Genomic DNA, 19,325 nt, shown 5'->3' with positions numbered 1-19,325 from the left:
GTGTACCCACGTGTGCATAAAAGTGGACGCGGCGCGTTTTAGAGAGCGTGCAGGAAGCTATGGAGCTGGGGCACAACCTGATCTTTGTGGGTGGCGAAGAACATATGGCCAGCGCCTTCGACCGCGACAAAGCGAGCCTGGGGCACTTTTGAAGCCAGCCATTGTGCCTGAGCAAAGGGCACGCTGGTATCGGCGGTTCCCTGAGCGATAAAGGTTGGCATTGCTAGCTGCTCGACGGGATAAATGTCCATGCTGGCAAATTGCTGCATGTCATTGTCGTAGCCGGGACGGCGCAGGGAGGGCAGGGAGAACGATTTGAGCATGTCCTTTGTCTCGGGATGCTCGCTTGTGGAGACGAGATCGGTCAAGCCTTGCAGGATGTAGATGCAGGCATTGGAGAGAAGTGCGGCATCGGTCAACTGGTTGAGCAGGCGTTGATGAAGGGCCAACTGTGCATACACCTCGCTCTCGTTATAGCGCTGCGTGACGGCGCAGAGGGTAATCAGGGCACGACAATGCTCGGGATGGCGCAAGGCGAATTGGAGCGCGCTGGGACCACCACCAGAGATGCCTAGTACAATGGCCGTCTCGATATGCAGGGCGTCGAGGAGGGCCGCGCAGAGATCAGCCTGGGCTTCGGGGCTGCGACCCGAGCTGAGTGGCGTGCGCAAGTAGCCCGGTCGCGAGGGGGCCAGGATGCTGAAGTTTGTCAGGCCCAGCGCTGGGCCAAGATTGAGGGCCTGGTCATAGCCACCAGGCGAGCCATGCAAAATTAGGATCGTCGGACCGCTGCCTGAACTGGCAAATTCTGTTGGGCCCAGGGCGGTTTCGATAAGCTGGGAACCGGACTCCAGGCGGGCCAGCTCGCTGCGCTGCCATTGCTGATAATTCTCTGTCACGGTCAGGGCTCCCAGACCGGTCAGTGTGGCCGCGCTCAAGGCCAGAAGAGCTTTCTTTTCCATAGAGTAGAAATTCCTTAAATTGCTTTACTCAGCAGTTTGCTGCTCTATGCTCTTTACGAATGCGGCTGGTGTGCGGTTGTAGGGCAACTTTCCTGTAAATACGCTAAAAAAACTTTGCTCTTGTCACAATCTGGCTTCGCAGGTGTCTTACTCTTTGTAAAGAATTTGTTCAGCATAAACTATGCTGCTTGCGTTGAAAAGTGAAAAAGAGAGGATTGAATAGTGGAATATGATTTACTTAAACACACGCTTGAAGACTCAGTAGAAGCAGCAAAAACGGGAGACCGAGCAGCTTTAGAAGCCGTAATTGCTAGTATTCAAGATCGTATTTATGGGATTGCTATGCGTATGCTCGGTCATCCACAGGATGCGCAGGATGCCACACAGGAGATTCTTGTCAAGATTGCGCTCAGTCTGCGTAGTTTTCGGCAGGAAACTCTTTTTTCCATCTGGGCATATCGAATAGCCATAAATCACTTGATTACAATACGCAAACGGCGAAACAAAATGTCGGCCCTCAGTTTTGAGCAATTTTCACAATTTTTGGAAGCGGGACTGCTAAATTCAAGTTTGGCGCCCGCTTCGGTAGATCAGCAGCTCTTGATGGAGGAAGTGAAAATAGGTTGCACGCAGGGAATGCTTCTCTGCTTAAATCAGGAGCTTCGAGTCGCCTATATTCTTGGGGAAGTCTTTGAGGTCAATAGCCAGGAGGGGGCCGATATTCTTGACATTACGCCGGAGGCTTTTCGTAAGCGCCTTTCCCGTGCGCGCAAGTTACTTCGAGGCTTCATGTATAAGAACTGCGGCATTATCAACCCGGCTAACCCTTGTCGATGCCATAAACAGGTTGGCCCGGCTATACAAGCGGGACTCATCAAGGAAGATAGCCTTATGTTTGCCTGCCATCCCACGCGCGTTTCTTCCACTCGCACTCAGGAGGTTCGGGAATTGGAAAAGCTTGATCGAGTTGCCGGGCTCTATCGAAACCATCCTGACTATGCAGCTCCTGAAGCGTTTGTGATCGCGATGAAAGAGCTTTTGGCTTCAAGGCAGTTTGCACTACTCAGCTCAGAAGAGGAAAATGCGCAAGTCGAGAATATATCTTCATAGCGCTTGTCACACTTCGTACTTCTTGTTGTCTCTATCTATAAGCACCTTAAATGAGATGCGCTTAGATAGGACAACGCATATGAAGGAGTAAAGCGAATGCCAATGATTGATTTAACCCTGCCTGAAGGGATATTAAATGCTCAAGGTAAACAAGATCTTATGGCGCATTTGAGCAGCATTATCTTGAAATGGGAAGGCGCTCCAGACACCCCTCAGGCAAAAGCGATTGCCTGGATATATGTACACGAGATCAAAAAAGAGGAGATGATGGTTGGGGGCGCGTTTCCTGCGCATCCGCGCTATCGAGTGATAGCAACGGTTCCCCAATGGTCGCTAGACGACGAGCGCAAGCAAGGATTAGTTGAGGAGGTGACCAGAGCTATTCTTGATGCTGAAGGGGCCAGCTGGGACGCCGAGAATCGTGCGCGTGTCTGGTGTATTGTGCAAGAAGTGGCTGATGGGAATTGGGGAGCAGGCGGCCAGATTTTTCGCCTACGTGATATCGTGAGATTAGTTGGAGGAGACCCGGATAGTGCCCGTTTTCGCGGTTTGCCTATCTCGTAACGCAGCATTTATAGTAAAGGATGAAAGGGCTATCCGCCTGGCTTTCTGAAGCTACGGTCCGTTATCCCATCCTTTTCCCGTCATCCTGGCTTGTCGTTTTAGAAAGTAGGTGATCCGGGCAATTTGTGGCCCGGATTTCCTCCAGTTGATTACTGATGGGCGGTAAGGATGTATGGATAGGGGGCAAGATCGAGCCACTGCTTACGCGTGCCGCTGAGCGTTACCTGGACCGGCGAGGGAGCTGCTGGCACGGTCAGGGTGGGCAGCCAGGGTCGGCCAATCTTAGTTACGACGAGTTGCCCCGTGATATCGCCCATAAAGGCAAAGCCTTCTGAGACGGGACCGCCATAGGGCTTGAGTCCTAGCGTTTCCTCAAACTTTGTGGCCAGAGCTGGAACATCCTCTACCGGCAAACCAATCTCGCTCACGTGCAGCACGTCGGCCGGGCTGAAGTCGCCATCTGTTTCTCGCGCAAGATTGTAGTGGACGATAAATTCCAGGATGTTGTTGTCTGGATCGGGGAAGTAGCAGGAGCGGGCATTGATGTTGTCAAAGAAGATCTCGTCTTCACCATCTTTGCGCAAGAAGGGGATCTGTTGGCGGACTAGCCAGTCTTTGGCCCTGGCAAATTTATTTCTGGGGATAGTAAAGGCAATATGGTAGAGAACGTTCTGCTTCGTTTCATGGAAGCTCAAGCGTGTGAGACCGGCCTGAACTGTGAATGAATCTGGCCTTTCATCCACTAAAGATAGACCCAGCGCCTGGCTATAGAACTGTTTCTGGCTGGCTAGCGAAGATGTATAGAGTACAAGTTCCTGTATATGCATAAATTTTTGCCTCCCCTAACTGTTTGCGATATCTAGCTGTATTTCTGCTACTCATAGTATTCCTCCATCGGGCCTGTCTCCACACTGTCCCATTGGCCGGATTTTGTCCTGTTCAGAAGGCCAAGGCAATCTTAAGTAGAAGAGACTGCCTGGCAAGTCTGCACCTGTAGGAAGCTGGCTGTAACCAGTTTATAGCAAGCAGGCGATATAATTTCTAGTGCCTCAACCTATCAGAAAAATCGAAGATATTATTTGAATACTTTGTCTTGTTCGATGGAACAGAACACGCTATACTCGTGAGGAAAAGTTTAGTAAAGACAAGTCAGGAGAAAAGAGGATGAAGGTACTACAAGTTCTGACAAGAATCTTTCTGAGCAGAGAGCAGCTGGAGGCTAGTGTGAGCTTCTACGAGTCCCTCTTCTCTACCCAGAGCAGTTTGCGTGAGAGCTTCGAGGGAGGCATAGAAGCTGTACAGGTTGGGCCGCTACTGCTGATCGCGGGCCCTGAGCAGGCGTTGGGAGCCTTGAAAGCCACGCAAGCTAATTTTCTTGTGGACTCGCTGAGCGAATGGCAAGCATACCTGCGCAAGAACGGAGCAACGATCCTGGATGGACCAAAGCAGGCTCCGACAGGGATGGAGATGCGCGTAAGGCATCCAGATGGGACCTGGATCAAGTATGTTCAATATGAAGACAGTGTGTACAGCTGCTAAGTTGGTCGGTTATGGCTCCGCCTGGCCTGTCTTGAGGCGTCCGCCAAAGAAGACCCGATAGAGCAGTTCGCGATCAGGCACCTGGCGCTGCTCAAAGGTCTGAAAAATCTCGTGATCGTCGTAGCTAGTTGCATGCTGCTCAAGGCTGTAGTAGCCATTATGAAAAACCAGGGTGGCATAACGTGCGAGAGCTTTTGCGAGTTGCTTGAGAACCGCCTGCAGGGCTGGCAAGTTTGCATGCACATCGGTGATGACCAGCCAGTTTGAATTGATTCATAGAGGCTTTCCTGGTCCTGTAACGCCTATAAAACGAGCCCTCCAAAGAGGGGAAAAAATTCTTCCTCTTTGGAGTCATCTCCTCGTATCTTAACGCGCAGGGATAGAATATCCCTGACCCTAACACGGTTAGTGGCTGTCTATCAAAGCTAGTGAGATGATGAACTTTTCTCTTCGACGATCACCTGATAGAGAGCCGGATAAGCCGTGAAATGCATATGCTGTCTGACCTGAGCCATGGCTTCGCTCCTCATGGCTGCCTGGAAATGCTGTGGCGACTCCCACTCAGCTACGTTGATGAAGCGAAATCTTGCTTCTTTATCAAGGCTCTCATGAAGGCGAGTTGAGATGAAGCCCGGGGCCTGGCGCAGATGCTCAGCGGCAGCCTGCCAGCCTTGGCGAAAGTTTTCCTCCTGGCCCAAGGGGACCTCAAACGGATTAATCAGAACAATAGACATTGGTGTATCTCCTTTCATTGATTATGGAATATGCATAGATGCATTTCGCGGCTAGAGGCTCTTTTTCTGCTTCGCTATGGTAGCGCTGTGCCTCTTAAAGAAGGAGTGACCAGCTTACGCAGGCGCGTCCACTGCCACATCAGCAGGCCTGTTACGACGAGCAGTGGAAGCACCGCAAAGCGCAAAAGTGGCGCCAATCCCGGAGCACCATCCAGGGGGCCGTAGACGTAGAACAGCAGAACGAGAGCGGCTATCAAATGGACAATGCGTTGAATATCACGTATCTGCTTATTTGAAACTTTTCTGGCAGGCATGTCTAAGTAGTCCTTTCTTGTTGATGCGCCAGGGCCTCTTCCAGCGACACGATCATCCGGCGTAAAAGAGTAAACAATTGATTCTTCTCGGCCTCACTTAAACCGTTGACCGAGATTGCATTGTTGGCGAGAGCGCCGGGAATAAGTTTGTCGCGCAATGCTCGACCTTTCTCGGTCAGGAAGATATTAATCTGGCGCCGGTCATGGTCGTTGCGTACTCGTCGGACTAATCCGTTACGTTCCATGCGGTCGATGGAACTTACCATTGAAGCCTCATCAATAGCTACCTGGCGACTGAGCTCTCGCTGGGTCTGGCCGTCCTTGACCCACAAGTACATCAGTACTCCCCATTGTCCAAGATGGACGCCATGAGATGCGAGGTAGGCTGTATGAATCTGAGAGAATAGCCTGGCTAGATAGTTCACAAGATAGCCCAGGCTTTCCTCAATGATAAATATTTGAGCAGGATCGCCCTGACTCTCCAGATCCTTGAGATCATCACGCGAGCGCACAATCTGGTATGATGGTGACTCTCTCTCTTGCATATTAAGCCTTCTTAGAAAATTACTTGTCTAACTAATCATTAGCTAACTAAGTAATAACATGGCGAGAAGCATTTGTCAACCTCCTCGCCAGTTTTTTTGTTTTGCCATATCTACCCGTCTATAGTTGTAGATGTGTATCCCACTGGCCAGCTATCAAGCCTTTAGCTCTCCTCATCAGAACTGATTTCCTGGCGTTGGATAGCTGTAATCGGTCAATGTTGAGCGCCAATGGGACAACTTTAGCCTGTTCTCTTACTCTAAGGCAAGCTATGAGAAGAGAGTTCTTCGGCTAGTAGGCCTGCGCAACAGAAGAAAAAGCTACTTTTCCGGGTCAATTAACAAGAATGTTTTTCATCTGGTCCCAATTATTGCGCACAATATGCGCTTTAATCCTCTTATAGGCGAAAACCTTTTGCTTCCTTTGATATTGAGAATTGTAGCTAGACAGGAGCCGCCTCACGAGGGCTTTACAAGATACAGGAGCGTAGCATGAGTCAGCAAAATCAAAGCTCTGGAAATCAACAGAATGGTCCAGCTTCCCCTAACCCGCCTGCGACAAATACGAATATTATTCCCTGGTTTCAGCTACTGGTTGCCATCATTTCCAATATCGCCTATATCAAAATTAACGCCCCTGATTTGTTTTCACTTTTGCTTTTTAACGTAGTGGCTCTGGGTGGAATAAGTTTGTACAAAATCCATCCTGACACTATCAATAACATAAATGGGTGGATTGATAACGCCTTTGGAAAGGTGTTTGGGCCCGTGAAGAGAAGATTTAGCAAGATGTTTTCAGGGACGCAGACAACTAGCCAACTAAGAGCCAGGAAGCATTTCACTCATGTCGTCTTATACCTGGCATATATCCTGATAATCATAATTTTCTTGTTCCAAAATTTCTTTATAGCTAAGCTGAGTGCCGCCGCAGATTATGCATGCGTCAAAGGTGGCGTACAGCTATTCTGCGCCCCTGGCATAGGGGTGAGTTCGCTTATGGCTCCCGATCATACCATGGTGAGGGTTGGACTGATTAGCAATACAAATGAAATGGAGCTTCCTTTTGATTGGACCGGTTCCAGCGGGGCTGACCAGGAAATAGAGGTAGAGAAAAAAATTCTGCAAGAGCAGAATATTCAGAACCATGCTTGCTCGGGTAAGCATATCACCCTGGCTGTGGTCACTATATTGAGTCGTACCGTCTCCGACTCCGCACTGTCTGCTGATGTGGGCCTTGAAGACCTGCGAGGGGCCTATCTGGCTCAGCAGGATTATAATAGCCGACCAAACGTTGATAATGCCAGGCTTTGCCTTGTGATTGCTAATATTGGTACGCAGGCTACGGCCCAGGAAGCGCTTCCTGGGGTTGTTCGGCAGCTCATCCTCTACGCCAAATCCGACCCCTCTTTTCTTGGCATTGTTGGCGTCCCTTTCAGTGCGCAGGCCGATCAGGCGCTTCAGGCCCTTAACAACTGGGGACAAGGGGCAATCCCTATTATTTCCCCATCCGTGACAAGCGATGATTTTTCCCATAAACCCAACTTTTATAGGATTGCTGCTCCTGATGAAGTGCAAAGTGACATGATGGCAAAGTTCATTAAGCGCTATTTTGTTTCGGGGCCTTGTCCGCAAGTAAAGCCAACGATTGCAGTTTTCTATGATATCAACAAAGGCACGAATCAGCCCGACCAATATAGTAATAGCCTGGCAAGTGCATTTATCAATGCCTTGCAGAACAATGGGGTTTGTGCTAAACCCGTTTCTGTGCCGTATATTATCGGTGATAACACGGTGATTGAAGCAAATGTCCAGGATGCTATTGTGAATAAGGCTGCAACAATGATTTTCTTTGCCGGCTATGCCAATGATATCGATGCTGTTGAGTATGGTGTGCAATTGGCTCAACAGCAACAATCGCCCGCCGCAAAGGTTTCGATCCCTATATTCGCTGGAGATGCGGTCTACGACCTCACAAGGTATGTCGATAATACCTACTCTATTGTCTACTCTACGATTTATGCGCCTCCCCTTAACCGCCAGAGCGACTTTGTAAGAGCGTATTATCAAGCTTTTCCGCAGCCTCTTCCCACCTCAAAGGTGGTTACGTTGAATGCATATACCTTGCTTCCTCCGCATGCCATCTTATCCTATGATGCTACTAAGGCATTTTTGCAGGCGTTTGAGAATACGAGAGACAAGACCGATCAACAAGATTTTGATAAACATCTGGCCACCGTTGAATTTACCGGGGTTAATGACGAAGACATTGTGTTGCAAGGCAACAATTCAAGTAATCCTGGCCATAAATCTGTCTACATTCTTTGCACTGACCATGCCCATGCTATTCAGGTGGCTGCAGCCAGCGATGGCTCTTATCCCTCGTTAGGAGATGTGCAGCGCTGTACTAAGTGACGATAATAGACAAAATTGCCTTTCTCTATGCTAGCCTGTCCTTTTGTACAGATAATTTCTGACCGGGATGACGATGCGCTTCCAAATAGCAAGATGTTATCGTTATACCTGCAGAATTGCAGCTTGCGTAGCGTTTACGCAAAAAATCTATGCGATATCTGCTCTTCATGGATAAAAAGGAGTACGATGAGTAAGTTTACCGAGGCAGAACTAGCATATCTCAAGTCCCAACACCTGGGAAGGCTAGCTACCGTCAATCAACGCGGCGAGCCAGAGAACAAGCCAGTAGGTTTTCGCTACAATCCAGAACTTGATACGATCGATATCGGAGGGCCAAACCACAGTCAGAGCCAGAAGTATCGTAATGTAGCGGGCAATGGTCTTGTCTCCTTTGTGGTGGATGATGCCCTTCCGACAGGAGAAGGGCGCGGAATCGAGATTCGCGGGAAGGCGGAAGTCTTTCCAGAAGGGGGAAAGGAGATTTATTCCTGGTTTAGCCCGGAGATAATCCGTTTGACCCCTAAGCGCATTATCACCTGGGATCTGACGGGCAAGGTTCTTCCCGTCGCCAGGCGCACTATTGAATAAGGCGTGTCTCTTGCCATATCTATTATAAGGCTTGCCTCTTTCCCGGCGGATTGTGCTTAGAGGAAAGAGGCGATTTTTGGCAACCCTCCGCAAAAGTGAAATGTGTCTACTCATCTATTCCGATGCGCAAAGCTGGCTGTCAGGGCTGGTTAACAATATTGCCAGCAGGTCCTAAAGTGGCCTGTGAGGCCGTTTTGCGCTTTATAGGGTTGTGATAAATTGCTACCAAAAAGGGCAGGCAAATTCGCAGTTCGGTTTTGCTTTAGCTTTGCCTTCAAGAAGTTTGCTGAGGGTTGCTGAGGGTTAAAACCATCCATAATCGCATGGTTTACTAATAAAGAGATAAACTTCTATCTCTGGCAAAATCATTTTCGCGATGACGGCTAGAACCCTCAGCAACCCTCAGCAAGATCGAGATCGCTTAATGTATCTGCACCTTGCTATTAGCATATAAAGCGGCTCTAGAAGCCATCTCAGACCATATTGCAAGAAAGCAAATTTCTGCGGAGGGTTGCTGAGGGTTGCCCCATATTTTGAAAACTGCTGAGGGTTGCCTGAAAATCACCAGGCTCGCTCCAGTCATCTTTACTAACTAGAGTATTAAGGGTAGTTGGCGTGTACCGCTAAAGAGTGGTATAATTTAGAGAATAAAATGCAATTGGCACGATATCTTCTAGAAAGGAATACGAAGTATGTCGATGGAAATAAAAAAGCCAGTTACCCTCTATTTGAGTTATGCCCAGCAGGACAAGGTGCTCAAGCAGGAATTCGAGCCGCACCTTGCCAGTTTGCAACAGGTCGGACTCATTTCGCAGTGGATAGAGCGTCAGGTTCAACCGGGAAATGATTGGTCACAAGTGGTTGATCCACGCCTTCTGGAGAGCCAGCTTTACCTGGTACTTCTAAGCCCCAGCCTGATTGCTTCTGGCTATTGTTCTGGCGCGGAAATGCAGGCGGCGATCGAGAGAAGCGTAAAGAGGGTAGTGAGAGAGATGCTTATTTGCCCAATTATTCTGCGCCATTGTGGTTGGGCTGATCTGCCTATAGAGCGATTCCAACCTATGCCTACAAATGGTAGACCTATTGCTTTCAGGCCTGAACATGAGCGAGAAGATATCTGGTGGGGTATCTATCGGGAACTCCGTGGGCTAATAAAAAATCATTTGCAGAATCAAGAGTAATAAAGAAAAGCTTGTTGCTGGCAAAGCGGTTCTCAACGGCGGCGTTGTGGGCCTGGGAAGGGCTGCAAAATAGCAACCCTATGTATGGCGGGCCAGGCTATGGAGCCAGCTGTTTCGCCATCCTGCGATCGAGCAGAATGCAAATTGGCAAGGTGAGCCAGACGAAGAATATGATAGAGATGATGGGTACCGAGCCAAGCGGCCAGGAGGCCTCTGCCCAGTTCGTAGATGGCCGACCTTGATAGTTCAGGAAGTAGCCGCGCACCAGCCAGCTAAAGAAAAAATTGACGATGGCAAGTAAGGATGGCGCGGCGAGGCCACAAAGTGCCCCGGCCAGGGTCGCCCGCAGCAGCGTTGTTGGGCCGGGCACGAGCGTGAATAGCCACCACAAGAGCATATTGAGCAGGCCGATAGCCAGCGCCCCAGCTATAGAATTTACGACTTCCCCGTTTTCAAAGGGATTACCCCAGTGAAGCACGAATTGAATGCAAAAATCGATAATGAAGACGCCAGCATAGATGCTTAGCGCGGTTAACGCGCTGAGCATGGGTACGCTCCAACGTCGGGAAATTCTGGGAAAGCTTGGAAACACAAGCATAACAGCTCTCCTACGCTTTGACTTCACAGTATGAACGATGATGCTTAAATGATATATTTGATGTGTAGAGATGGCGTGGGGCAAATGCCCTATATCGCTGAGTCGGGTTGCTCAGGCTTATCTCAGCTGACTGGATAAGCTGTACTACTGGCCCTGAATCTTACCTGTGATTAGGATAACTGGAAAGATGAGAAAAAAGAAAGAAAGCTTCAGGCATTACAAGCTGCAAAGAAACATGAGCTCCGGCAGGAATGTGCTTTCAGCAGAACAGCGTCGTCTGCGTTGGAAGCTTTGGATAGGAGGGGGCGCGATACTTCTCACTTCCTGCCTGCTCAGCCTGATAAACCTCCATTCGCTCTTCGTGTACCAGACCTATCAACAGGGGATGTGCACAATTGAAAGCTCGAATATCTATAAGGATAGAAGCCACTATACTCCTGAGTTTACCTATATCTTGCATACAAAAGATGGGCATCAGGAAGAGATCACTGACGAACCTAATGGTCCTCATCCCATGATGCAGGATGAAACGCTCTATGATGCAGAATTTAATGCCCAGGTCATTCTTGATAGGTATGAAGTAGGCCAGAGCTACCCATGTTGGTATAATCCCGCGAACCTCGGAGGAAATACGGCTGTGCTCGGCCATCCCAGCTACACAATCGACCGCTTGCTTGGTGATTGTTTAGGCACTTTTGTGGCGTCTTTAGTCATGCAAATAATCGTCATTGGATCGCTTGCCTGGTTTAAAAGAGCTGGCCCTTTCGGTAAGATTGGTGCAGCTATGCTTTGTGCCTTCGTGGTGCTTGTGGGGGTCTCGGGCTTGTTTTTTGTGTGGACAGGAGTCTAGGATCTCCATTCGCCAAGCAGAACCCTGATGGTATACTACAAGAATTGATTTCTTCTGGATGTTTGAAAATCTATGTAAAGGAGATAAATAACTTGGTTGCTACTACAGAAGAGGAGAGAGAAGGATTACGAAGAGCGAATCGTGCAACGGCGAAGCTCTTGCAGGATCTCGCCAAGCTGGCACGGCCAGGAGTGACGACGGGCGATCTCAACGATTATGCTATGGACTACATTGCTCAGCTAGGAGCAACGCCTGTTTTTGCTACGGAAGAAGGTTTCCCTGGCTGCATTAATACTTCGGTGAATGATGTTGCCGTGCATGGAGTACCGGGTAAGCAGAAGTTGAAGATAGGAGATGTGCTGAGCATTGATGCTGGCATGCTTTTAGATGGGTATGCCGGCGATTCGACGATTACCGTGGCTATTGGGAAGATCAACCCCAAACATCAGCGCCTCATTGAGATAGCGCGCGAGGCCATGATGGCGGGTATTCAGGCGGCGCGACCGGGAAAGCGGATTGGCGATATCGGCTATGCGATTCAGAAGGTGGCCTGGTCACACGGTTATGACGTGGTTCGTGAATACATCGGGCATGGCCTGGGTCACGTTATGCATGAGCGGCCGGATGTCCCAAATGTTGGACGCGCCGGAACTGGTCCCGTGATGCCTGAAGGTTTGGTGATTACTATTGAGCCGACCCTTGTCGAGAAATCTGCACGGATGAGAGTTGACGCCGATGGATGGAGCGTACGTACGCGAGATGGCGGCTGGGCTGCGCAGTTTGAGCATACCGTGATTGTGTCCCAACAGGGGGCAGAGATTTTGAGCACGCTCTAGCCTGTTTGCTTGGCAATGTTTGTATGACCTGAAGGTTGAGTAAAAAAGATGGGTTCCGCTTTAGCTCTCCAGGGAAAGAAGAAATGAGAAGGTACTGTGCGTTGCGCTGGCGGTATGGCTCTCTGCCGCCAGCCAGCGCGCTAGTGTATTTTCAATGAGCGTGGTGTAAAAAGTAGAGAAATATGTGAAAGAGGATCAGTATGACATCTGAAAGTTTACCTCTGGATTCCTTGTGGAGAACCGCCCTGTGGGAGCAATTTGGCGCGGCTATCGAGATGCTCGAAAATGCTCTGCTCGCCTGCCCTGCTACGCATTGGGATGGGCATCTGTGGCCCGATCCCGTAGATCGCTCACAGCCCGATAAAACTTCTGCATTCTGGTGCGTTACCTACCACTGTCTCTTCTGGCTAGATTTATATCTGACTGGCTCAAGCGAAGGCTTCGCTCCTCCAGCTCCCTTTACCCTGAATGAGTTGGACCCCGCAAGTGAATTTCCCCACCAGCCTTATAGCAAGGATCAGCTCCATACTTATCTACGACAACTACACGAGAAGTGCCGGACAACGCTTGCGGAGTTATCGGACGAGAGAGCACGCCAGCAGATTGATTTCAGTAGCTTCGTGGGAAAGCCGGTGAGCTATTTAGAGCTACAGTTGTATAGTATGCGTCATGTGCAAGAACATGCCTCCCAGCTGAATCTATTTCTGGGTGAGCATACTACTGCCGAACCTTCTGATTGGGTGGGTATTGCTGGCGAAGGCCGCTGAAGGAGCTGTGTAAATGCATGACTAGCCGAGTTTCTTTCTAAAGAAGAACAAAGCGACGAGGAAACGCAAATGCTGATGAAGCAAGCAAGAAAGGAGAAGTATGCTTAACGGAGCACATATTATCCTCTACAGCGCAGATGCGGAGGCTGACCGAGCTTTCATCCGCGATGTGTTCGGATTTGCTGGCGTCGACGCCGGAAGTGGTTGGCTGATCTTTAAGCTTCCTCCAACTGAGATCGCTGTGCATCCTACAGATGGGGTAGGTCATTATGAATTCTACTTGATATGCGATGACATCGAGAAGACACTGACAAAGCTAGCTGCTCAGGGCGTTACGATCTCTCAGCCGATTAGCGATCGACGCTGGGGCTTGATTGCCTCGATCAAACTACCAAGCGGCTCTGATCTGCCGCTCTATCAGCCACGACACCCTACAGCATATGATCTAGAGAACTGATATTAGAAGCAAAGCTGTAAAACCCTGCAAAGGACGATGTTCATCGACATCCTATCTACCGATGAATATCGTCATGGCAAAATTTTCTCGCCCGAGCAGCCCTTGAGCCAGTATACTCACGCTTCGAGTGTCGGGCAATTTCTATAAAGATGTTTGGAATTGGTCAAATTCGGGGGAAAAGCTGTCCCAAATCGGCCTGGTCGACCCTCTTGCTTTGTGAAGGTCACAAATGGTGATCTTCCAGAAGAACATGCTAGAAAGGAAACACCCATGACGAATCCAACAAGCTGGTTCCCCCGGAGTTGGTTCCCTCGGAGCTGGTTCCCCCGCTCCCGCTAAGGAACAGAATACCCCTGGGTAATTGCTGTTATCTCAGGGCTCTGACGGCCTGAACGTCGTCAAGGGCTTCTGGCGCCAGAAGACCTGGGGAGGCGTAGAGAGGATGCTAGTCACTTCTTGCGTTCTCCCCTTGTTTACGCCCAAAGCCTTCGTTTGGTGCTCCTCGCTTTCTACTGTTTGCCCCTAACGAGTGCCTTGTACGGTGTAGTGATTTCTGGCATGATCATCTATTCTGGTAAGGTGCTCGTTTCCTCCAGGCCTGCTCTGGCGGATGTGCAGACGTTTGCTCTATTCCCAAATGTGAGGCAAAACGTCAGGTTGAGTGATGGCTGTTTATCTTGTCAGGATGGCTGATGCCTGATCAGGCTTCTTATCTATGCTGGAGATGGGTAGGAGAAGGCATGGCCATTTGTGATATTTCTTCTGTGCCTCTCGTTTCGCCAAGTCTAAAAACTCGACACCATACGGAAAGCTCAGGGATGCGGCTCTGTTTCCCCGCAAGGGGAACTAGCGGATGGTCAGGTTTGCTTGTAGTGTAGATCGATTTCCGCTCATCAGGGGGCCTGGCGAGAGTGACCGCTCTCACCAGACCTTTCGACTCCTTGATTTTTAGAAGGACCGATAGGAGATGTCTGCCGTCAATTGTTCTACGGTTGGCGGCTCAGCTAGCCAGCTTTTGAATTTCGCAGCGAATGCCTGATATTCCGGCAGGGCCAACAGCGGATTGTCTACTCCGTCGTCAGTGATGACAACCGTGACAAAGTTTTCCCCGTTGGGGAACGGGCAGACGGCATACAGAAAACCTTGCGGCCGTTCTCGTTCAAGCGCCTCCAGCACGCGCTTGCCCGCTGCATCGATTTCGGCATGCTGCTCGGGCTTCATTTTGGTATAGGAAATCACTACTTTCATGGGAACATTCCTTTCTCTCGTGTAAATAGTTTGTTGCACATATCTGATGGCCGGTACTCTCAACTGGCCATCGGTGCGTCTCAATTTTGATATGGTTGTCCCGTTAGCAGGTCATCGGAAAGTGTCACATCCGTGAGGCTTCCTTCGTCATTACCTCGACGAAATAAAACAAAGGAATGTGACCGATGGACGAATATACCTTGTTAGCGCAACGCTTCGAGGCTGAGCGCCCCAACCTGCGAGCTGTGGCTTATCGGCTACTGGGCCGGCTTGACGAGGTGGACGATGCCGTGCAGGAGTCCTGGCTGCGCCTCAGCGGCTCCGATTTTAGCAGCATCGTGAACCTGGGCGCATGGTTGGTGAGGGTGGTCGCGCGGGTGTGCCTGGATATGCTTCGTGCTCGTCAGGCGCGGCATGAGGAGTCTCTGGAAGCCCAGGTACCTGAAATAGTGACGGGCGGTGAACGAGCGATCGACCCGGAGCAAGAGATGGAACAGGCCTTTTCGGTAGGCCTGGCTCTGCTGGTGGTGCTCGATACGCTGGCTCCCGCCGAGCGCCTGGCCTTTGTCCTGCACGACATCTTCGCTGTGCCTTTTGACGAGATTGCTCCCATCGTGGAACGCTCAGAAACAGCTACCAGGCAGCTCGCCAGCCGTGCACGCCGCCGGGTGCGGGGAAGAGCACCCAGGCAGGATGCAGATCTGGCTGCCAGCCGCGAAGTGGCCGAAGCCTTTCTCGCCGCTGCACGTGAAGGAAACTTCGACGCGCTGCTTGCCGTGCTCGATCCTGAGGTGGTGCTCTGGCGAGAGCAACTGTCCCTTCCTGCGGGTACACCAAAAGAGCTTCATGGCGCAGCGGCTGTGGCGAAACAGTTTATGGGAGGTGCCCAGGCCACACAACCAGCTCTGGTGAATGGCTCCTTGGGAGTCGTAGTGGCCCCGTACGGGCGGCTGCTCGGTGTCCTTGATCTCACGATCAGAGGAGGCAAGATCACCGCGATTACCGTGATTACCGATCCTGCACGTCTGCGCCAAATTCATCTCGCAGTCCTTGATGACTGATAAGCAGTTGCCAGACGTGCGCACGTAGGCGACTAGCTGTTCGCCGGTTTCGCCAATCCTCTCCGGCGCAACAGATGGAGCGCAAGGGACCGCAATTCACTTGGAGGCGTTGCAACATCGGTTCGCGGCGGCCTGCTGAGTCGTCGGCTTGCGAGGAGAGGCACGGCGGAAACCTGCTGGATCGAGCAGAAAATGCCTGGATCGCTTTTGCCATTGATGACCCAGGTATCGGTTCAATTCATGAGTTATGTTGGCTCTGGCCGATAGTGGCAGTAAAACACGGGATAGTCAAGGGCCTTCTCGAAACCTAACTTCAAAGCTGTTGCTATAGATGGCGTGTTGGTGGTCCAACAATCCCAACCAATTTCCCTCGCTCCCTGGGCAAAGGCGTATCTTATAACGGCTTCTGTGAGATGGGTAGCAATACCCTGGCGCCGATGGGTTTCGATAGTCTCAATCCCCAGTTCATAACGATCATGGTAGTGATATTCGGCAAGACACCAGCCGACGAGCGTGTGACCATCCTGGGCACAGAAGCCGAAATTGTGGCGGAAAAAGTGCTCAAGCGAAGGACTCTCTGAATGGATCTCATCAATCAGCAGTTGCCTGTTCAGCAGCGTCGCGTCTCCTACTATGGCCTCATCGATGCGCGCTATGCTGAGCGTTTCTGGAAGAGGCTGGCTGGAGGGCGAGGATAGTTCTCTCAGGCGATAATACGCTCTAGAGCCAGGAACGGTTTCTTGTTTTTTCAGCGCGTGCTCAAGGGCCTGTTTCCAGGGGGCTGATACGTCGTAGACCACAAATCCATAGCTCTGCGCAAGAGACGCTTTGAATTGCCTGTCTATGACGTCAGCAAGCAGGCGAGATGAGGGCTCACCGCTTACATAGACACGCTGCTGGTTGGCTGGAATCAAGATAGCAGTTTGTGGGTTAGCAGGATCATCGACATAGACCTTTCCTGGTACTATTCCAGCCAGGACGGTCAGCACGGCAAGATGATGGGTCATTTCCTGAAACAAGGAATGGACGGATGGATAGTTGTCAGGTTCGAGCAAACAAGGCATAGGGATTCTCCTCTTGATGTTGAGACGAGCGCCAAACCGCTTGAGCCCTCTCGTTGTTGACTGAAAATAAGGAGAGGCGAGTCAGATGAAATGCCCACATCGCCTCCTCAGGGCAAGAATGGACCATTTTGCGCTTTTTCTCCTTCCTGGCTAGTTTACCAATGACAGGATACCATATCGTAGGCCAGGTATGAAGGCCATTGACGTCTGCTCGCTACAGACTCCCACGAATCGCGCAATTCGTGGGAGAAATGGTGGTGTAACGGTTCCAAGATCATGGCCTGGTAACAAACTGTAATGTGAAAGTAACACTTTGTTACGTACGAGTAATGATGGGCAATAGAATGTATCTGTGAGGTATACTACGGTTGTGCCTGTTGGCAGGAGAGAAATATATGATGCTCCCCGCCTGGCTCAACAAACGAGGGCACCAGGTACCTGGTTTGGCGACTTGATATACTGGAAAAAGAAATGTTTGAGCGAGGGAGAAAACAATGGTACAACCGATCAATAGCTTTACGGAGTTTCAGAGCGTGATTAATAGTGGGAGACCGTGTGCCATCGATTTTTGGGCCACATGGTGTGCCCCTTGTAGAGCGATCTCACCCATTTTTGAAAAATTCAGCGGTATGGCAGAGTTTAGTATGATAGATTTTTATAAGGTCGATGTAGATGCGCAAGAGAAGATTTCCCAGGAGGTCGGCATACGAGCCATGCCCACTTTCATAGTTTTTAAGAATGGACAGAAGGTAGGAGACCTGGTAGGAGCAAATCCTAAAGGATTGGAGAATCTTCTCAAGTCTGCACAAGCACTGGGTTAAGACAAGAGCATGCGGCGAGGATGATCGTGACCCGCTTCCGCCTTGCCAGCGCCGCGTAACATCCAGTAACAAGATGGAATGTGCAGGTAACAGAATGTAACTGTGCATTCATACGTAATCATGGCCTGTTAACAAACTGTTACGAGGAAGTAACAAAGTGTTACGTGTGGGTAACAGTCTGGTAACAATCTGTAATCGTGGCGTAATCAGTGAAGCGGGTCAAATGTGCTGATGCTGGGGAGAAAGGGAGGCGTAGAGAGCATGCCAGTCACTTCTTACGCTCTTCCCTGGTTTACGCGCAAAGCCTCAGTTTGGCGCTCCCCAATTTCTTTACTTCATCCCATAATGGTAGCCAGGCTCAAGCAAACCTATAGACGATTTTATCGCCTGCTTTACGCGCTGGCCGAGGCTACACTGACCAACTATCAGAGCAAGCAGGATGCTCTACTGTAAGTTCACGGGAAGCTCCACAAGATGGCGAAAAGAGAGTACTGGATGCCATTGTGGGGTTTGGGAAGTGAGTTGAATTTTGGGGAAACGTGTAAGCAGCGTGGTAAGAGCGATCTCTATTTCTAGGAGAGCCAGAGGAGAACCCAGGCAGAAATGGATTCCATGCCCAAACGCGAGATTTCGTGAGGCAAAGCGCCGCACGTCAAGCTGGTCTGGCTCCTGAAATTGGGCTGGATCATGGTTGACAGCCCCCAGGTGAACTATGAGCCGATCCCCAGCAGCGATCTGTCTATTCCCAAGCATAAAAGCTTCTCTGGCTTGTCTGGAGGTGACTTGAACCGGGCTCTCATAGCGCAAAAGTTCCTGCACGGCTGCTGTCATCAGGGAAGGATCGCTTTGCACAGCACGGAGTTGATCCGGGTGTTGGAGCAGGGCAAAGAGTCCGTTACTGATGCCATAGATCGTGGTCCCATGACCGGCGGCGAATAGTAACAGGCAGTTTCCAATGATCTCTTCTTCGCTCAGCACTTCCCCCTGCTCTTCTGTCACGAGCAAGGCCTGTATCAAATCGTTCTGTGGAGCATTACGGCGCTCGGCAATAAGATGGCGAAAGTAATCAAGGAAATCCGCAACCAGAGAAAGCGCTTGCATCATCTCTTCCTCCGTATGAGGTGAACCATCCAGCAATACTCCAAAAGCGTCGGTCCAGGTCGCAAATTGTTTTTGATCATTGGTCGGGACTCCCAGAAGTTGGGCGATAACGGTTGCTGGAATTGGAAAAGCGAAGTCGTTAACAATTTCGACGTGCTCTTTTTCCTGGAGGGTGTCCAGGAGTTGGTTAACCAGTTGTTGAATGAATGCGCGCATCATCTCGACTCTCGCAGGTGTAAAGGCTTTGTTGACCAGCCTGCGCAGGCGCGTATGGTCAGGTGGATCAATAAAGATCATTTGTCTGGAGAGGACTGAGAGGACTGGCGCCATCTGCTGCAGGCGTTGCTCAGACATGCTCCTGAGGGACAGGAGCGAACGTTGCGAGGAACAGCGAGCATCGCGTAAGATCATCATGGCGTACTCATACCCTGTGATAATCCATGCATGTGTTTTGTTATCCCAATAAACAGGATCGTTCTCGCGTAAGCGCTGATAAATGAGATAGGGATTATCGAGATGTTGAGGAGAGAGAGCGTCTTGTAAGCTGGGTGGAGTTGATATATTCAAGGCTATCAC

The 19,325-nt window shown here is 50.3% G+C and carries 23 protein-coding genes; 13 read left to right on the top strand and 10 right to left on the bottom strand.

From position 1 onward, the window contains the following. Positions 1-38 precede the first annotated feature (38 nt). Entirely contained in the window at positions 39-962 is a 924-nt protein-coding gene (locus tag EPA93_RS24595) for an alpha/beta fold hydrolase (RefSeq protein ID WP_129890043.1), read from the bottom strand. A 222-nt stretch (positions 963-1,184) separates the two neighbouring features. Here EPA93_RS24595 and EPA93_RS24590 point away from each other — a divergent pair, with 222 nt between their 5' ends. Together EPA93_RS24590 and EPA93_RS24585 are read left to right on the top strand one after the other, a co-directional pair. After that, positions 1,185-2,072, top strand: a complete 888-nt coding sequence (locus EPA93_RS24590) for an RNA polymerase sigma factor (RefSeq protein ID WP_165423368.1) — start codon at positions 1,185-1,187, stop codon at positions 2,070-2,072. 96 nt (positions 2,073-2,168) lie between these two features. Beyond that, positions 2,169-2,636 carry a tautomerase family protein gene (locus tag EPA93_RS24585; RefSeq protein WP_129890041.1) on the top strand — a complete coding sequence of 156 codons (468 nt, stop codon included), beginning with the start codon at positions 2,169-2,171 and terminating at the stop codon, positions 2,634-2,636. A 149-nt stretch (positions 2,637-2,785) separates the two neighbouring features. On the opposite strand, the gene EPA93_RS24580 is transcribed toward EPA93_RS24585, so the two are convergent. Further along, entirely contained in the window at positions 2,786-3,463 is a 678-nt protein-coding gene (locus tag EPA93_RS24580) for a VOC family protein (protein WP_129890040.1), read from the bottom strand. Positions 3,464-3,800: 337 nt separating this feature from the next. On the opposite strand from EPA93_RS24580, the gene EPA93_RS24575 reads away from it, so the two are divergent. Continuing rightward, complete coding sequence (locus EPA93_RS24575) at positions 3,801-4,175, top strand: VOC family protein (RefSeq protein WP_129890039.1); 375 nt, start codon at positions 3,801-3,803, stop codon at positions 4,173-4,175. Between the two features lie 9 nt (positions 4,176-4,184). Here the strand turns inward: EPA93_RS24575 and EPA93_RS24570 are convergent, their stop codons facing one another. The 4 genes from EPA93_RS24570 to EPA93_RS24555 all read right to left on the bottom strand — a co-directional run bounded on the left by EPA93_RS24570 (position 4,185) and on the right by EPA93_RS24555 (position 5,768). Beyond that, entirely contained in the window at positions 4,185-4,418 is a 234-nt protein-coding gene (locus EPA93_RS24570) for a hypothetical protein (RefSeq protein ID WP_129890038.1), read from the bottom strand. A 182-nt stretch (positions 4,419-4,600) separates the two neighbouring features. Continuing rightward, positions 4,601-4,909, bottom strand: coding sequence for an antibiotic biosynthesis monooxygenase family protein (locus tag EPA93_RS24565; protein WP_129890037.1), 309 nt, complete (start codon positions 4,907-4,909; stop codon positions 4,601-4,603). A 74-nt stretch (positions 4,910-4,983) separates the two neighbouring features. After that, positions 4,984-5,223, bottom strand: a complete 240-nt coding sequence (locus EPA93_RS24560) for a hypothetical protein (protein ID WP_129890036.1) — start codon at positions 5,221-5,223, stop codon at positions 4,984-4,986. A gap of 2 nt (positions 5,224-5,225) precedes the next feature. Further along, a complete protein-coding gene (locus tag EPA93_RS24555; protein ID WP_129890035.1) occupies positions 5,226-5,768 on the bottom strand; it encodes a MarR family winged helix-turn-helix transcriptional regulator in 543 nt (180 codons plus the stop codon). A gap of 489 nt (positions 5,769-6,257) precedes the next feature. Between EPA93_RS24555 and EPA93_RS24550 the strand changes: the two genes are divergently transcribed. From EPA93_RS24550 to EPA93_RS24540, 3 genes are all read left to right on the top strand, one after another. Next, positions 6,258-8,177: an ABC transporter substrate-binding protein gene (locus EPA93_RS24550; protein ID WP_129890034.1), complete on the top strand. Its 1,920-nt coding sequence runs from the start codon at positions 6,258-6,260 to the stop codon at positions 8,175-8,177. Between the two features lie 186 nt (positions 8,178-8,363). Further along, positions 8,364-8,765, top strand: a complete 402-nt coding sequence (locus EPA93_RS24545; RefSeq protein ID WP_129890033.1) for a PPOX class F420-dependent oxidoreductase — start codon at positions 8,364-8,366, stop codon at positions 8,763-8,765. 692 nt (positions 8,766-9,457) lie between these two features. Continuing rightward, positions 9,458-9,946: a TIR domain-containing protein gene (locus EPA93_RS24540; protein ID WP_129890032.1), complete on the top strand. Its 489-nt coding sequence runs from the start codon at positions 9,458-9,460 to the stop codon at positions 9,944-9,946. A 97-nt stretch (positions 9,947-10,043) separates the two neighbouring features. Here the strand turns inward: EPA93_RS24540 and EPA93_RS24535 are convergent, their stop codons facing one another. After that, the gene (locus EPA93_RS24535) at positions 10,044-10,544 is read right to left on the bottom strand and encodes a hypothetical protein (protein ID WP_129890031.1); all 501 of its coding nucleotides are present in this window, start codon (positions 10,542-10,544) and stop codon (positions 10,044-10,046) included. A 235-nt stretch (positions 10,545-10,779) separates the two neighbouring features. Between EPA93_RS24535 and EPA93_RS24530 the strand changes: the two genes are divergently transcribed. From EPA93_RS24530 to EPA93_RS24515, 4 genes are all read left to right on the top strand, one after another. Then, positions 10,780-11,394 (top strand): hypothetical protein, encoded by a 615-nt coding sequence (locus EPA93_RS24530; RefSeq protein ID WP_129890030.1) that lies wholly within the window; start codon positions 10,780-10,782, stop codon positions 11,392-11,394. Positions 11,395-11,486: 92 nt separating this feature from the next. After that, positions 11,487-12,230, top strand: a complete 744-nt coding sequence (gene map / locus EPA93_RS24525) for a type I methionyl aminopeptidase (RefSeq protein WP_165423367.1) — start codon at positions 11,487-11,489, stop codon at positions 12,228-12,230. 200 nt (positions 12,231-12,430) lie between these two features. Next, positions 12,431-12,997, top strand: coding sequence for a DinB family protein (locus EPA93_RS24520; RefSeq protein WP_129890028.1), 567 nt, complete (start codon positions 12,431-12,433; stop codon positions 12,995-12,997). A 100-nt stretch (positions 12,998-13,097) separates the two neighbouring features. Next, positions 13,098-13,454 (top strand): VOC family protein, encoded by a 357-nt coding sequence (locus EPA93_RS24515; protein WP_129890027.1) that lies wholly within the window; start codon positions 13,098-13,100, stop codon positions 13,452-13,454. Positions 13,455-14,402: 948 nt separating this feature from the next. On the opposite strand, the gene EPA93_RS24510 is transcribed toward EPA93_RS24515, so the two are convergent. After that, entirely contained in the window at positions 14,403-14,702 is a 300-nt protein-coding gene (locus EPA93_RS24510) for a hypothetical protein (RefSeq protein WP_129890026.1), read from the bottom strand. A 185-nt stretch (positions 14,703-14,887) separates the two neighbouring features. Between EPA93_RS24510 and EPA93_RS24505 the strand changes: the two genes are divergently transcribed. Continuing rightward, positions 14,888-15,763: a sigma-70 family RNA polymerase sigma factor gene (locus EPA93_RS24505; protein WP_129890025.1), complete on the top strand. Its 876-nt coding sequence runs from the start codon at positions 14,888-14,890 to the stop codon at positions 15,761-15,763. Between the two features lie 245 nt (positions 15,764-16,008). On the opposite strand, the gene EPA93_RS24500 is transcribed toward EPA93_RS24505, so the two are convergent. After that, positions 16,009-16,827: a GNAT family N-acetyltransferase gene (locus EPA93_RS24500; RefSeq protein WP_129890024.1), complete on the bottom strand. Its 819-nt coding sequence runs from the start codon at positions 16,825-16,827 to the stop codon at positions 16,009-16,011. Between the two features lie 494 nt (positions 16,828-17,321). Here EPA93_RS24500 and trxA point away from each other — a divergent pair, with 494 nt between their 5' ends. Continuing rightward, positions 17,322-17,648: a thioredoxin gene (gene trxA / locus EPA93_RS24495; RefSeq protein WP_129890023.1), complete on the top strand. Its 327-nt coding sequence runs from the start codon at positions 17,322-17,324 to the stop codon at positions 17,646-17,648. Between the two features lie 261 nt (positions 17,649-17,909). Then, positions 17,910-18,101, top strand: a complete 192-nt coding sequence (locus EPA93_RS24490; RefSeq protein WP_129890022.1) for a hypothetical protein — start codon at positions 17,910-17,912, stop codon at positions 18,099-18,101. On the opposite strand, the gene EPA93_RS24485 is transcribed toward EPA93_RS24490, so the two are convergent. Next, entirely contained in the window at positions 18,093-19,316 is a 1,224-nt protein-coding gene (locus EPA93_RS24485) for a cytochrome P450 (protein ID WP_129890021.1), read from the bottom strand. The two genes, EPA93_RS24490 and EPA93_RS24485, sit on opposite strands and share 9 nt — an antisense overlap. Positions 19,317-19,325 lie beyond the last annotated feature (9 nt).

This window comes from Ktedonosporobacter rubrisoli (assembly GCF_004208415.1).
GTDB lineage: Bacteria > Chloroflexota > Ktedonobacteria > Ktedonobacterales > Ktedonobacteraceae > Ktedonosporobacter > Ktedonosporobacter rubrisoli.
This window is presented reverse-complemented; position numbering and strand designations above follow the sequence as displayed.

Coding starts and splice junctions, on each gene's coding strand:
- trxA (WP_129890023.1), top strand. CDS start 17,322: ATGGTACAACCGATCAATAGCTTTACGGAGTTTCAGAGCGTGATTAAT.
- EPA93_RS24585 (WP_129890041.1), top strand. CDS start 2,169: ATGCCAATGATTGATTTAACCCTGCCTGAAGGGATATTAAATGCTCAA.
- EPA93_RS24565 (WP_129890037.1), bottom strand. CDS start 4,909: ATGTCTATTGTTCTGATTAATCCGTTTGAGGTCCCCTTGGGCCAGGAG.
- EPA93_RS24530 (WP_129890030.1), top strand. CDS start 10,780: ATGAGCTCCGGCAGGAATGTGCTTTCAGCAGAACAGCGTCGTCTGCGT.
- EPA93_RS24580 (WP_129890040.1), bottom strand. CDS start 3,463: ATGCATATACAGGAACTTGTACTCTATACATCTTCGCTAGCCAGCCAG.
- EPA93_RS24515 (WP_129890027.1), top strand. CDS start 13,098: ATGCTTAACGGAGCACATATTATCCTCTACAGCGCAGATGCGGAGGCT.
- EPA93_RS24535 (WP_129890031.1), bottom strand. CDS start 10,544: ATGCTTGTGTTTCCAAGCTTTCCCAGAATTTCCCGACGTTGGAGCGTA.
- EPA93_RS24540 (WP_129890032.1), top strand. CDS start 9,458: ATGTCGATGGAAATAAAAAAGCCAGTTACCCTCTATTTGAGTTATGCC.
- EPA93_RS24595 (WP_129890043.1), bottom strand. CDS start 962: ATGGAAAAGAAAGCTCTTCTGGCCTTGAGCGCGGCCACACTGACCGGT.
- EPA93_RS24545 (WP_129890033.1), top strand. CDS start 8,364: ATGAGTAAGTTTACCGAGGCAGAACTAGCATATCTCAAGTCCCAACAC.
- EPA93_RS24555 (WP_129890035.1), bottom strand. CDS start 5,768: ATGCAAGAGAGAGAGTCACCATCATACCAGATTGTGCGCTCGCGTGAT.
- EPA93_RS24505 (WP_129890025.1), top strand. CDS start 14,888: ATGGACGAATATACCTTGTTAGCGCAACGCTTCGAGGCTGAGCGCCCC.
- EPA93_RS24510 (WP_129890026.1), bottom strand. CDS start 14,702: ATGAAAGTAGTGATTTCCTATACCAAAATGAAGCCCGAGCAGCATGCC.
- EPA93_RS24490 (WP_129890022.1), top strand. CDS start 17,910: ATGCCAGTCACTTCTTACGCTCTTCCCTGGTTTACGCGCAAAGCCTCA.
- EPA93_RS24560 (WP_129890036.1), bottom strand. CDS start 5,223: ATGCCTGCCAGAAAAGTTTCAAATAAGCAGATACGTGATATTCAACGC.
- EPA93_RS24575 (WP_129890039.1), top strand. CDS start 3,801: ATGAAGGTACTACAAGTTCTGACAAGAATCTTTCTGAGCAGAGAGCAG.
- EPA93_RS24550 (WP_129890034.1), top strand. CDS start 6,258: ATGAGTCAGCAAAATCAAAGCTCTGGAAATCAACAGAATGGTCCAGCT.
- EPA93_RS24520 (WP_129890028.1), top strand. CDS start 12,431: ATGACATCTGAAAGTTTACCTCTGGATTCCTTGTGGAGAACCGCCCTG.
- EPA93_RS24500 (WP_129890024.1), bottom strand. CDS start 16,827: ATGCCTTGTTTGCTCGAACCTGACAACTATCCATCCGTCCATTCCTTG.